The sequence below is a fragment of the Pedobacter sp. MC2016-05 genome (assembly GCF_026239735.1).
Lineage (GTDB): Bacteria > Bacteroidota > Bacteroidia > Sphingobacteriales > Sphingobacteriaceae > Pedobacter.
On the sequence record NZ_JAPIVT010000002.1, the window covers coordinates 451,884 to 464,828 of the forward strand.

Sequence of the window (12,945 nt, forward strand, 5' to 3'; positions counted from 1 at the left end):
CGTGTCAAAGGCAGAAGGAAAATATTCGAATTATCCTTTCGTTCCGTAGGAACGTTTCATCGGTAGAAAAATATTTGATCGGGAAAAAACAAGCGAAGCATTCTTTCGTTCTGTAGGAACGTTTCCTGAATAAACAACAACAAATGAATTCATAGCTCTTGGAACCTTTCATGGATTTTGAACACTGCAACCATAAATTTAAGCACTACCCGCACCACTTAAACCCGACAAAAGTGAACACGAAACCCGATTTTTCATGGGGAGAAGTAAAGCGGCTAGGGGGACAAGCTTTAAAACAAATCACAACATTTGCTTTTCAAATAATAATTCACAACTAAACTTCGTTAAGTCAACCTATAAACGATTATAATTGAAAAGTTTATGGGCAGAAACTATTTATTGCATACTTAATTATCATTTTTATCTTTGCTGAAATTTATTAAACAATAATGGAAAGAAGAACCTTTAAAACCTTTGGCTTATTTGCGACTGCTGCTTTAATTACAGCATTTTCTTCATGTCAAAACAAAGACGCTAAAACAACTGAAACTAAGAAAACAGATAGCACCACAGCAGCAGTAGCGCCAAGCGAAAAAATTGTTTACGTTAACTCTGATTCTTTATTAACCAAATACGAATACTTCAAAGATTTGAAAGTAAAATTTGAAGGTAAAACCAAAAATGCTCAGGCCGATATGCAGGCTAAAGGTCAGGCTTTTCAGAGAGAATTGGCTCAATACCAACAATCTGCTCAAACTTTATCTGCCGATCAACGCAAATCGACTGAAGAACGTTTAGGTCGTAAACAACAAGAATTACAAGCTTACCAACAAAATGCTGGTGCAGCTTTACAAAATGAGCAAGCAGCCGAAAATGAAAAACTTTATGATAAAGTTGCTGATTATTTAAAAGGTTATGCAAAAGAAAAAGGCTATAAAATGGTTTTAACCTATTCTAAAGGTAACAGCGCAATTTTATTTGCTGATGAAACTTTAGATGTGACTTCGGAAGTGATTAAAGGCTTAAACGCTCAATACAGCAAGAAATAAATTTAAAATAGATATATCAAAAATGTCCCGATCATCGGGGCATTTTTTTTTGCTTAGATATTTATCATGGAAAACGATCACAAAGAATTTATGCGTATGGCGATTGCGCTATCAATACAAAATGTTACAGAAAGTATTGGCGGACCATTTGGGGCAGTGATTGTGGAGGAAAGTTTGTTGCTGGCTCGGCCAATAAGGTTACTTCTACCAATGATCCAACAGCTCATGCTGAAGTATCGGCCATTCGTTTAGCCTGCCAGAAATTAAACACTTTCGATTTAAGTGGTTGTGTAATTTATACGAGTTGCGAACCTTGCCCGATGTGTTTAGGAGCCATTTATTGGTCGCGGATTGAAACAATTTACTTTGCCAACACTAAGGTTGACGCAGAAAATATCGGCTTCAGCGATAAATTTATTTACGAAGAACTGGAAAAGCCAATGGATAAACGGTCATTACCTGTGGTACAAATGATGCGAGATGAAGCGATGCAAGCTTTCAAACTTTGGGGTGATTCAGCAATGAGAATAGATTATTAAAAACCAGGTTCAGCAAAAAGCTGAACCTGGTTATATTCTATTTGCTAGTTTCTTTGGGCAGTAATAAGCCCACCATTGAATCTATTTCTTTCACCACACCATCATCCGAACCTGAAAAACCAACTGCCTTAAACCTAATATTCCCTTCCCCATCAATAATAAATTTAGTAGGAATGCCTTCTACCTTGTATGCACTTACCACGTCAAATTTTGAAGGATCTTTAACATTCTTGGTATCATACAAGATATTAAAATTCAGTTTTTTCTCAGCTACGAAATCCGTCACCACTTTTTCTCTGTTTTCTTCGTTCTGCCAGGTATTCACAAATAAAAATACCACATTTGGGTTGGCTGAATATTTAGCCAAAGCTTTTTGCATTCCTGGAAAAGAAGCTACACATGGTCCACACCAGGTTGCCCAATAATCAAGAATCACCACTTTACCCTTAAAATCAGAAAGACTAACTTTTTCACCTTTTAAATTAACCAGTGAAAAAGCTGGTGCTGGTACGCTAATCATTTTCTTTGTCCACTCTGCTTTTGATTTCTCTATTGCTACCTTTTCTAAATCCGCTATGTAAGTTTCATAGGTTCCGGGCTTTTTCAATTTACCATAAAGTATCTTGAATTCAGTTTTTAAAGAATCTGAAGCTTTACCATCTTTTATTAACTTTTCGGCCTCTAAATAAGCTTTATCATCCTGTCCATTTTTAATAAGATAGGTTACTAAACGGGCAGATCCATCTGGCGAAGGACCAGAAAGTTCAATGGCTTTTTCTTGTAGCGAAAGCGCTTCTTTGAAATTATCCTGATGATACTGCAGCAAGGCATAAGTATCAGCATACATGCCCCAAGATTGGTTCAAAGATTTTAGATAATCTTCTTTTGTGCTAAAATAATCTGGCTTTTCATCATTTTTAGCTTGCTCTACCAAATCCAGAGATTGTTTAGATAGCTTGCTCGCCAATTCTAAGTTTTCCTTTTTCTCTGCACTTGACCAGGCGAAGGAGTTAAATAATCCAGCTTTTGAAAGCTTGTTACTTACTTTATTGGCGTAAAGTTCAAATTTCTCATAGTTCTTAGCTTTTATAGCCGATGAAGCTAAGATGTTATAGACTGAATTTATTTTATTCTGATCTATTTTCTTTGAAGGGTCGAATTTATATTTTGCAATTAACTCATTTGCTTTCTGCTCTTGTTGGGCAAAATCTTTCGTAGCATAAAGTGCATTCATTTCTTGTCCATACGCATAATTTCCTAATGGAAATTTTTTCAAGGTAATGGCTTTTACCGAATCGGCTTGCGGCTTTTTCTTTAATAAAGTGTAGAGCGAAGTTGCGGCAACCAAATCTTCCTCTTTAGGATCTTTAATGCTCCCCAGGCTTTTTATATTGTCGTTAATCAGCTTGGCTCCTACTTCCTTGTCAACTTTGTATTCCATAGACAAATATGAAGTAAGATTTTTCTTTTTTAATATTGGTTTCAGCGCAAACGCTTGTTTGTAAAGTGAAGCTGCCTTTTCAGGGTCGAGGGTTAAACCCAAATAGTAGTTGCCTGCTAAGCCATACAGAAACGCTTCATTAATATAGGTTTCAGGTAAAACCTTTCCTGCTTTGGTGTATTCAAGCACATAACCTTCAGGCGATTCGTCCTTTTGATCGCCAGCTGAGAAAACTAAACCGATTAAAGTTACACTGTCGGCTGTAGAAATTTCTCCCTTGTATAATTCTCCGTCTTTGACAATATCTATTTTTGCTTTTTTAGGATTTGTGCCTGAAAAGAAAGTATAACTGGAGCAAGTTATATCAGTTAAATTTTGCAAATTAGTGCCTTTTGGTTGATAAGTAAAAGTAACTTGGCTCCCGGCTGCCGGTTTTTCTGACGAAAATTTAACGCCTTGAGCATTGGCGGTTCCTGCTAAGACCACCAATAAATAGAGAAATTTCAATGCTTTCATAATGAATGATTTAAATGAAAATTAAGACAACTAAATATATAGTTTAAATTTCAAAAAATCAATAAAGAATTAAAAATTTAAGGAACAATTTTTGCAATAAATGCAATATGAATTACGAACAAAAAATAACGAGTGAAGTTGATTTCTGGAAATTTAAAATTTTACAAAAGCCATCACTTTTTAATAAGGTGACTAATTCTGTTCAAAAAAAAATTAACAGTTATATTCCTGATAAAGTTCACAATGCCATAACCACAGCGATAAAACAAATGGTTAAAGCCGTACTTTTTGGTTCTACATTTACCACTTCAAAACCATTAACCGATTTGACATTGATGCATCGAGAAGCATTAATCAAACAAAAAATTGAAAGCTATAAGAAAACCGGCGCAGCAGAAGGTGGAATTACGGGAGCCGGAGGATTCTTAATGAGCTTAGCTGATTTTCCCTTATTGCTGGGCATTAAAATGAAAATGCTTTTTGATATCGCTGCCGTTTATGGTTACGATGTTAAGGATTACCGTGAACGCTTATTTATCCTTCACATTTTTCAATTGGCATTTTCCAGCAAAGAAGAGAGCCAGAATGTTTTTGTTAAAATGCAAGACTGGGATAATAAAGCACACCAACTTCCAACAAATATCGATGAATTTGACTGGCTTACCTTTCAGCAGCAATACCGAGATTATATTGACCTGGCTAAGCTGGCTCAAATGTTACCCTTTGTTGGCGCTGCAGTGGGTGCGGTTGCAAATTACAAATTGATCGATAAGTTGGGGAAAACTGCAATGATGAGCTATAGAATGCGCTTTTTCAGCATGCAGTATGCAACAATAAGTACTGAAGAAACTGAAAACCAGAATTTGAGAATTAGTTAATCTTCATCATCAAACAAACCACTAATTAAGTCATCAGTCTCCCTCCGATCTTTTTTAGTTGGTCGGCCAGTACCCCGATCTCGCTTTAAGTTAGGCGAGTGAAAAGCTGATTTAAAAGCATGGGTTTCCTCTAGCGGAGTCAAATCTTTGTATTTAGTTAAGGCAGTTGGCGAATCTGTTCTGTTATAAGAAAAATCAACAACTTCAATCACTTTCTTTTCTATTCCTTTTGATACCTGATAAACGTCGCCAATCTTCACGATAGCTGAGGGCTTTATATTTTGTCCTTTTAATTTCACACGGCCAGCTTTACAAGCTTCAGTAGCCAGGCTTCGAGTTTTAAACAACCTAATCGCCCACAAGTATTTATCTATCCTAAGTTTTTCCGTTTCCGCCATAATGCTTTGTTAATTGGTGTTGTTTACGAGGTGCATATCCTAAAATTCAAGTGTCTGACTTAGAAAAACCAAAGTTAAACAACCTAAACTAAAAACGAAACCACCAACCTGATCAAAAAAACCAAACACCTAAAAATCTAAAAAACCAAAAAAATTGAGTTATTTTGCGTAAAATTTAAAAACATCATGTATTCAGATTTAAAGAAATTAATTGAAGCCGCTTGGGAAGACAGAACGCTCTTAAAGTACAGCAACTATTGCGAAGCTATTGAAACCGTAATTTTAGGATTAGATAAGGGTGAAATTCGCGTTGCTGAACCAGTTTTGAACTCTTGGGGCATTAATGAATGGGTAAAGAAAGCGGTAATTTTATATTTCCCAATTCGCGAGATGAAGGAAATAAAAAGCGGACCATTTGTTTACCACGATAAAATGGACTTAAAAACCGATTACAAAGCAACTGGAGTTCGTGTGGTGCCAATGGCAAGTGCTCGTTACGGTTCGTTTTTGGCTAAGGGCGTAATCATGATGCCATCTTATGTGAACATTGGTGCATATGTTGATGAAGGCACAATGGTTGATACCTGGGCTACTGTCGGTTCATGTGCACAAATCGGAAAACGGGTTCACTTAAGCGGTGGCGTGGGTATTGGAGGTGTTTTAGAACCTGTACAGGCTGCTCCGGTAATTATTGAGGATGATGCGTTTTTAGGATCGAGAGCCATTGTAGTGGAAGGTGTAAAAGTAGAAAGAGAAGCAGTTCTTGGTGCAAATGTGGTTTTAACTGCATCGACTAAAATTATTGACGTAACCGGACCAACGCCTATCGAATATAAAGGTATTGTTCCAGCTCGTTCCGTTGTAATTCCAGGTAGCTATACTAAAAAATTCCCATCAGGAGATTATCAAGTTCCATGTGCTTTAATTATCGGTAAACGTAAAGAAAGTACAGATAAAAAGACTTCACTTAACGATGCGTTGAGAGAAAATAATGTAGCAGTATAGTAATTAGCTAAGAGTTGAAAGTGGAAAGTAACATGATGCAAGAAAATCGCGAAAGTTTGATTTCTCTGCAAGAGAACTTTCAACTTTCAACTTTAAACATTAAACTCCGAATTGGTTTCGACGGTAAACGGGCTGCGAATAATTTAACGGGTTTAGGCAATTATAGCCGATCGTTAATTGAAGCCTTATCCAAACAATTTCCTGAAAACCAATACCTCGTTTATTCGCCAAAAGTAAAATCTTCAAGGCAGATAGATGCTTTTTTCGAAGCGGAAAACATCAAGCTAAAACTGCCAATCAGCGGAACATTTTTGTGGCGTTCGCTAAATATTCTGAAAGATTTACTGAGAGATAAAGTTCAGATTTTCCATGGCCTAAGTCATGAAATTCCTTTCGCTATTCAGCACACAAAAATCAAGTCCATTGTTACGATTCACGATTTAATTTTCCTTCGTTTCCCACAGTACTATAAATTTATCGATCGCAAATTGTACGAATGGAAGAGCAGATCTGCCTGTAAAAGAGCTCATCAAATCATCGCAATAAGCGAAAAAACGAAGGCCGACATCATTGAATTTTATGGCATAAATCCTGAAAAAATTGAAGTCATTTATCAAAGTTGCGATGATAGTTTTAAAACAGCCTTTCCTCAAACTACGCTTGATAAAATCCGAACCACTTATAAACTACCGCAGAAATACTTACTAAATGTTGGTACCATTGAAAATCGGAAAAACCTCAAACTGATTGTCCAAGCATTGAAAGATGTGAACGAAGAATATAAGTTGGTAGTTATAGGAAAGAAGACAGCCTATTTTAAAGAAGTAGAAAAGGAAATTAAGCTCTTGGGATTAGGCAACAGAATTATTTTCCTTAAGAACATTCCTTTTGCAGATTTGCCAGGCATTTATCAAATGGCTAGTGTATTTGTTTACCCCTCTTTTTATGAAGGATTTGGGATCCCTATTATCGAAGCTCTCTATTCTGGAATACCCACAATTGCGGCGATTGGTTCCTGTTTAGAAGAAGCTGGCGGGCCAGACAGTATTTATGTCAACCCCAAGGATCCCGAAGGTTTATCAGCAGAAATAACTAGGGTCCTATCATCTTCAACTTTACAAAACGAGATGAAAGAAAAAGGGCTGGAATTCGTTCAAAAATTCAACAGCCCTTTGGTAACGCAGCAATTAATGAATTGCTATCAAAAAGTTTTAAGCTAATTATTTAGCGGCAAGTGCGTTTGGCGGATACTGCGCCAAAATTTCTCTTACGCCTGTATACAATCTTTCTTCTCGTTTATTTAAATTATCAAGATTAAAGCCAGAGCCTCTTCCATGCCAAAATAATATTTTTTTGTTAGGATCTAAAAAGTCGATAATGATGGTTCCTTCGATGTATTGGTTTACATAAGTCGGACCACCGCCCCAACCCCAGCCTCCCCAGCCACCACGCCAGCCCCAGCCGCCGCCCCAACCCCAACCACCAAAGCCAGGGTTGTACACGTCAGTTTTTTCTCTTCCTACCACAACAAGGTTAACCAGCATACTAGGTTTATCAGCTTTAACAAATCCTTTTGAGTTCATTTCAGCTTCTACAGCAGCCATCAATCTACGTTTATCAAGATTATTAAGCCTTACCCGCTCAATTCCTTTGTCGTAGAAGTTATAAGTTTTGTAAGCGGTGAAATCTACGTTTTTATCGTAGTCGGATGCTGTCCGAAGACTCGAACATCCTGTTAATGCCAATACAACTGTAAATAGCATTAGTAGTGTTTTAAATGTTTTCATTTGTGCGTTGTTTTATTTGAATAACCTGAAATAAATATAGTGATTTTGTAAGTACAAAAATACTGAGATCAATAATTTTACATTTTTATTGTCAATTAAAAAACGAATAAATATTGATTTAGTTTTAGCTTATAGCGCTTAGCTTTAGGATATTATGAAAATTTAACATTTGATAGAAAAAGCTAACTTTGCAGTATGCTAAAAGATGAAATTAATAGAGCTTTAGAAGTGATTAAAAACGGCGGAGTAATCCTCTATCCTACTGATACCATTTGGGGTTTAGGTTGCGATGCAACGAATGCTGATGCGGTAGAAAAACTGCTTAAAATCAAGAATCGGCCAGCAGAAAAAAGCCTGATTGTACTTTTGGATGTGGACAGCAAGCTTCAAAGCTACGTTAAAGAAATTCCTGAGGTGGCCTATGATTTAATTGAATACGCAGAAAACCCCTTGACAATCATTTTTTCTAATGCAAAAAATTTAGCTCCAAATGTGATCAATACAGATGGAAGCGTGGGCATTCGTATAGTTAAACATGATTTTTGTACGCCACTCATTCAGCGGTTTAGAAAGCCTGTAGTATCAACATCAGCGAATATGAGTGGCAAACCATCACCACAGTTTTTTGATGATATCGACCCTGAAATTATTGAAGCTGTTGATTATGTGGTAGACTTTCAGCAAGAAGACCGCAGCATCAAAAAACCATCTACTATCATGAAACTAAGGCCAAGCGGTCAATTTGAATTTATCCGCAAGTAAATTTTAGTACTTTTGTAACCTATTTAAATCGCCTTCGCCCTAAATTTTTAGGGAGGTATGTGTATATGCTAATCCCAAATGATCAGGATAGCATTACGATTTCAAAACTATGCAGCAACATCTTCAAAATCCAATTTTTAAAACACTATCAGCTATTGCCGATAAAAATAACACTGAAGCCTATGTTATTGGGGGTTTTGTGAGGGATTTATTTTTGAACCGACCTTCGAAAGATATTGATGTGGTTGTGGTTGGCAGTGGCATTGCGTATGCCGAAGCCGTTGGTAAAAAGCTAAATAGCAAAGTGGCTATTTTTAAAAACTTTGGCACTGCAAATATTAAATATCAAGATTTAGAAGTCGAATTTGTTGGGGCGAGAAAAGAATCTTACCGATCAGATTCCAGAAAACCCATTGTAGAAGATGGTAGTTTAGAGGATGACCAACTCCGCAGAGATTTTACAATTAATGCCTTGGCCATTAATTTAAACGCCAATCATTTTGGCGAACTATTAGATCCATTTAATGGAGTCAAAGATTTAGAAAACAAGCTCATCCGTACGCCATTGGATCCAGAAGTAACTTTTTCTGATGATCCATTACGTATGATGAGGGCTATTCGCTTTGCCGCTCAATTGAATTTCGATATAGATCCGGCTGCCTTAAACGCAATTAAGACGCAGAAAAAAAGAATTAGTATTGTTTCCAAAGAGCGAATTACGGATGAAATGAACAAAATCATTTTATCACCAGTTCCTTCTGTTGGTTTCAAACACCTGTTTGATACCGGATTGCTCGAGATTATCTTCCCTCAAATGGCCCAGCTTTATGGTGTAGAAATTATTAAAGGAAAAGGACATAAAGATAACTTTTACCATACGCTTGAGGTATTAGATAACATTTGCGCAGACACTGATGATTTGTGGCTGCGCTGGGCTGCAATTCTGCATGATATTGCCAAGCCCGCTACCAAACGTTTCGAAGAAGGCCACGGCTGGACATTTCATGGCCATGAAGATCGAGGAGCGAAAATGGTTCCTAAAATCTTTGCTCAGCTTAAGCTTCCATTGAACGAAAAAATGAAATTCGTGCAAAAGCTCGTTCAATTGCATTTGCGCCCAATTGTTTTAGCACAAGAGACCGTTACCGACTCTGCAGTGAGAAGACTTTTATTCGATGCTGGTGAAGAGATTGAAAGTTTAATGATGCTGTGCAATGCTGATGTTACCACCAAAAACGAATATAAAAAAACCAAATACCGAAGAAATTTTGAACTGGTTAAGATAAAGCTGAAAGATGTTGAGGAACGTGATCAACTTCGTAACTGGCAACCACCAATAACCGGACTTGATATTATGGAAACTTTTGGTTTACCAGCAGGTAAAGAAGTGGGGCTAATTAAAAATGCGATACGCGAAGCTATCCTCGAGGGAGAAATTAAAAATGATTACGATGAAGCACATCACTTTATGCTAAATCAAGCAAAACAAATGGGTTTAAATCCTGTTAATAAGTAATTTAATGCCCATACATCAATTAAACGCAACTTTTTTATATTTTTTGTTGTTTGTGGTGATAGAAATTAACTTTATTTTTACGGTTCCAAAATACAATAATGGCTATTTATAAATTTAGAATTACTTTCGAAGATTTTGATGATGTTGTGAGAGAGATCGACATTAAATCAAACCAAACTTTTGAAGACCTGCACAAGGCTATTCATAAATCTACTGGTTACAATGCCGAGAAACCATCATCATTTTACGTAAGTACTGATAATTGGCTAAAAGGTGATGAAATTGCCTACCTACCCAATGAGCGAAAAAAAGACCGGGTAGTTTTAATGGAAAATTCTAAGTTAAGTGGTTTTATTGAAGATCCTCATCAAAAATTTTATTACATCTATAATTTCGATCGCCCTTACGATTTTCATGTAGAATTAGTGAAAATCGTTTTAGATCCTGATCCGAATATCGAATATCCGTTTTTAGCGAAGAGTACTGGTGAGGCTCCTAAAATTATGGAGCAAAATGGTCCGCAATCGGTTGACCCTCGAGGTGCTGTTGCAGCAGCAAGTGAGTTTGATTTTTTAAATGAAATGAACTTTGTACCAGAAGATACAGACGAATTGGAAGCAATGGGTGAAATGGGAATCAATGAGAAAGAATCAGATGATGATGAAGAAAGTGAAGATGATGAATTTGGTGACGAATTCTCTGACGGAGATAACTTCGATGATGATCAAAAAGAGGATTATTAATCTATCCCATAATTAAAGTAAACTTAAAGCTGTCAAATATTTAAATTTGACAGCTTTTGTTTTTAAATCCAGTTTATGCCGAATAAAAAAACGCTAATATCTATCGTTGGTCCAACCGCTATTGGAAAAACAGCTTTGGCTATTCAAGTTGCTCAACACTTTAATACCGAAATTATTTCGGCAGATTCTCGTCAGTTTTTTCGGGAGATGGAGATTGGTACCGCAAAACCTTCTCCTGATGAACTTGCTGCCACAAAACATCATTTCATCAATTCACATTCTATTACTCAACTGTTCAGCATCGGCGATTTCGAAATAGAAGGATTGCAAAAGCTAGCGGAAATTTTCGATCAGCATCACACAGCAATCATGGTCGGCGGATCTGGCTTATATGTGAATGCGCTAATTAATGGGTTGGATGAAATGCCAGAAATTGATTTATTAATAAGAGAAAAATTAAATCAACAATTTGAAACAGAAGGCTTGGGTAGCATTCAGGAGCAACTCTCATTACTAGATCCCGAATACTTTGCAAAGGTGGATCAAAATAATCCGCAGAGAATGATCAGAGGCCTGGAAGTATTTTTATCCACTGGAAAAAAACTTTCGTCCATGCTTTCTGCTACAAAGAAAGTACGTCCATTTATTATGATTAAAATTGGCTTGAATACCGACAGAGCCATTTTATACGATCGAATTAATCAGCGTGTTGATCAAATGATTGCTAATGGCCTGGTAGAGGAAGTGAAATCTTTATGGAGTTTCAGAAAATATAACGCTCTTAACACCGTTGGTTACAGTGAAATTTTCGACTATCTGGATGGCAAAATCGAATTAGACGATGCCATTAATGCCATTAAACAAAATACACGTCGCTTTGCAAAAAGACAGTTGACTTGGTTTCGTAGAGACGAAGAGATAAAATGGTTCGAGCCCAATGATAAGGAAAATGTAATTAGCTATATTGAAGGTAGATTATAAATAAAAAAGGATTCACAAATTGTGAATCCTTTCTGTAGGAGTCGATTATTTATCGGGGAACTTCACACCTCTATATTTCGTAATATCAATCGAAGGAATGGTAGAATTGTATTTGCTATTAATGGCATCGATAAACAAATTTGCAATTACCGCGTTTCCTCTTGGTGTAAGGTGAACACCATCCAACGAAAATGCACCACCAGTGATAAAAGCAGAATTAATATTAATTCCCTGAATAGGGATACCAGCTTTAACCATATTTAAATAAGTGTAAGTATCCGCTACAGCTAAACCTTTACTATTAGCAAGCGATTTAATTGTACTGTTATAGCTGTTTACATAATCTTTAACACGTATAATCTCATCTTTATCCAACACCCAATTATTGGCAATAGGATTTCTTGGATCCAGCCCATAAGGAATTGCCCCCGTGCCAAATAAGCCAGCAGTTTGGAAAGGTAAACGAATCAAATCTTCGCTGGTAGCGGCTCTAACAGCAGTTCCGGTTTGAATAAATACTGCAACGGCAGTAGGATTTATTGCTTTTGCAGCAGCTAATAACGCAGGTACTGTTACTGTATTAAAGTAAGGCACGGCCGTAACATCAGGAATAGTTCCTACCACCCCTTTTTGACCGCCAGCAGTTAATGCATTTATTAAATTAGAATACAACATTGAAAATGTAGCTTTATCCGTTAACACATTTGTTGCGTCGGTGGTTACACCTCCATTTGTTGCCCAACCCAATGCGTCGTTATTTCCTAACCATAAAGAAAAAAAGCTGTGATTTCTTCCTTGTATAAACTGAAAATAAGTTGTTGTTCCTACTTGTGTATCACTGAGTAAACGCTCCATATACATATTGGCAGCACTGTAAGGGGCCGCAAAAGCCAAATCAACACGCATTCCCGGTATGCCCAGGTTCTGAACTTCTCCGGTATACTTTGCCAAGTGGGTCGCATCGCGATAAGCAAGATTCGTGGTAACATTGGCCAGAGTTGGGCTTCCATTTACCAAAGCCGATAAGGTTAAATAGCCAGAACCATTTGCTTGAGCATCAGCGAAAAATGGTGAGGTGAAAGCTCCACCCCCCACAGTAGCCATTTGTGTGGCCAATAAATTCGGATAGGCTACTTTTTGCCCCTCGAGGTAAAGGCCACCGTCTGCAAAACCAGCAGTGAGTGAATTCCCAACAGCAATATATTTACTGAAATTTGCTTGCCCCGCGGTGGTGCCTGCAGGCGTTTCAATTTCTGGCTTACATGAAGCTGCGAATAAAACAACGGCAGCGAAAAGACTATTTAATATATATTTTTTCATTTAAGTTTCT

At 37.0% G+C, this 12,945-nt stretch carries 13 protein-coding genes; 9 read left to right on the plus strand and 4 right to left on the minus strand.

Annotated elements, in window-relative coordinates; translation table 11 throughout:
- Positions 1–449: 449 nt before the first annotated feature.
- On the plus strand, positions 450–1,049 hold the full coding sequence (locus OQZ33_RS05045) for an OmpH family outer membrane protein (RefSeq protein ID WP_265797974.1): 600 nt from the start codon (positions 450–452) through the stop codon (positions 1,047–1,049).
- A gap of 146 nt (positions 1,050–1,195) precedes the next feature.
- The gene (locus tag OQZ33_RS05050; protein WP_322975014.1) at positions 1,196–1,588 is read left to right on the plus strand and encodes a nucleoside deaminase; all 393 of its coding nucleotides are present in this window, start codon (positions 1,196–1,198) and stop codon (positions 1,586–1,588) included.
- A gap of 37 nt (positions 1,589–1,625) precedes the next feature.
- Here the strand turns inward: OQZ33_RS05050 and OQZ33_RS05055 are convergent, their stop codons facing one another.
- A complete protein-coding gene (locus tag OQZ33_RS05055; protein WP_265797975.1) occupies positions 1,626–3,545 on the minus strand; it encodes a redoxin domain-containing protein in 1,920 nt (639 codons plus the stop codon).
- 107 nt (positions 3,546–3,652) lie between these two features.
- Between OQZ33_RS05055 and OQZ33_RS05060 the strand changes: the two genes are divergently transcribed.
- Entirely contained in the window at positions 3,653–4,423 is a 771-nt protein-coding gene (locus OQZ33_RS05060) for an EcsC family protein (RefSeq protein ID WP_265797976.1), read from the plus strand.
- On the opposite strand, the gene OQZ33_RS05065 is transcribed toward OQZ33_RS05060, so the two are convergent.
- Positions 4,420–4,821 carry an RNA-binding S4 domain-containing protein gene (locus OQZ33_RS05065; protein ID WP_265797977.1) on the minus strand — a complete coding sequence of 134 codons (402 nt, stop codon included), beginning with the start codon at positions 4,819–4,821 and terminating at the stop codon, positions 4,420–4,422. The two genes, OQZ33_RS05060 and OQZ33_RS05065, sit on opposite strands and share 4 nt — an antisense overlap.
- A gap of 186 nt (positions 4,822–5,007) precedes the next feature.
- Between OQZ33_RS05065 and OQZ33_RS05070 the strand changes: the two genes are divergently transcribed.
- Together OQZ33_RS05070 and OQZ33_RS05075 are read left to right on the plus strand one after the other, a co-directional pair.
- The gene (locus OQZ33_RS05070) at positions 5,008–5,826 is read left to right on the plus strand and encodes a 2,3,4,5-tetrahydropyridine-2,6-dicarboxylate N-succinyltransferase (protein ID WP_056849511.1); all 819 of its coding nucleotides are present in this window, start codon (positions 5,008–5,010) and stop codon (positions 5,824–5,826) included.
- 32 nt (positions 5,827–5,858) lie between these two features.
- Complete coding sequence (locus OQZ33_RS05075; protein ID WP_265797978.1) at positions 5,859–7,046, plus strand: glycosyltransferase family 4 protein; 1,188 nt, start codon at positions 5,859–5,861, stop codon at positions 7,044–7,046.
- Here OQZ33_RS05075 and OQZ33_RS05080 read toward each other — a convergent pair whose 3' ends face one another.
- On the minus strand, positions 7,047–7,613 hold the full coding sequence (locus OQZ33_RS05080) for a DUF4136 domain-containing protein (protein ID WP_265797979.1): 567 nt from the start codon (positions 7,611–7,613) through the stop codon (positions 7,047–7,049).
- 195 nt (positions 7,614–7,808) lie between these two features.
- On the opposite strand from OQZ33_RS05080, the gene OQZ33_RS05085 reads away from it, so the two are divergent.
- From OQZ33_RS05085 to miaA, 4 genes are all read left to right on the plus strand, one after another.
- A complete protein-coding gene (locus OQZ33_RS05085) occupies positions 7,809–8,375 on the plus strand; it encodes an L-threonylcarbamoyladenylate synthase (RefSeq protein ID WP_265797980.1) in 567 nt (188 codons plus the stop codon).
- A 109-nt stretch (positions 8,376–8,484) separates the two neighbouring features.
- The gene (locus OQZ33_RS05090) at positions 8,485–9,891 is read left to right on the plus strand and encodes a CCA tRNA nucleotidyltransferase (RefSeq protein WP_265797981.1); all 1,407 of its coding nucleotides are present in this window, start codon (positions 8,485–8,487) and stop codon (positions 9,889–9,891) included.
- Positions 9,892–9,989: 98 nt separating this feature from the next.
- Positions 9,990–10,634 carry an IS1096 element passenger TnpR family protein gene (locus tag OQZ33_RS05095; RefSeq protein ID WP_265797982.1) on the plus strand — a complete coding sequence of 215 codons (645 nt, stop codon included), beginning with the start codon at positions 9,990–9,992 and terminating at the stop codon, positions 10,632–10,634.
- 75 nt (positions 10,635–10,709) lie between these two features.
- Positions 10,710–11,615: a tRNA (adenosine(37)-N6)-dimethylallyltransferase MiaA gene (gene miaA / locus OQZ33_RS05100; protein WP_265797984.1), complete on the plus strand. Its 906-nt coding sequence runs from the start codon at positions 10,710–10,712 to the stop codon at positions 11,613–11,615.
- Positions 11,616–11,660: 45 nt separating this feature from the next.
- Here the strand turns inward: miaA and OQZ33_RS05105 are convergent, their stop codons facing one another.
- The gene (locus OQZ33_RS05105; protein ID WP_265797985.1) at positions 11,661–12,935 is read right to left on the minus strand and encodes an SGNH/GDSL hydrolase family protein; all 1,275 of its coding nucleotides are present in this window, start codon (positions 12,933–12,935) and stop codon (positions 11,661–11,663) included.
- Positions 12,936–12,945 lie beyond the last annotated feature (10 nt).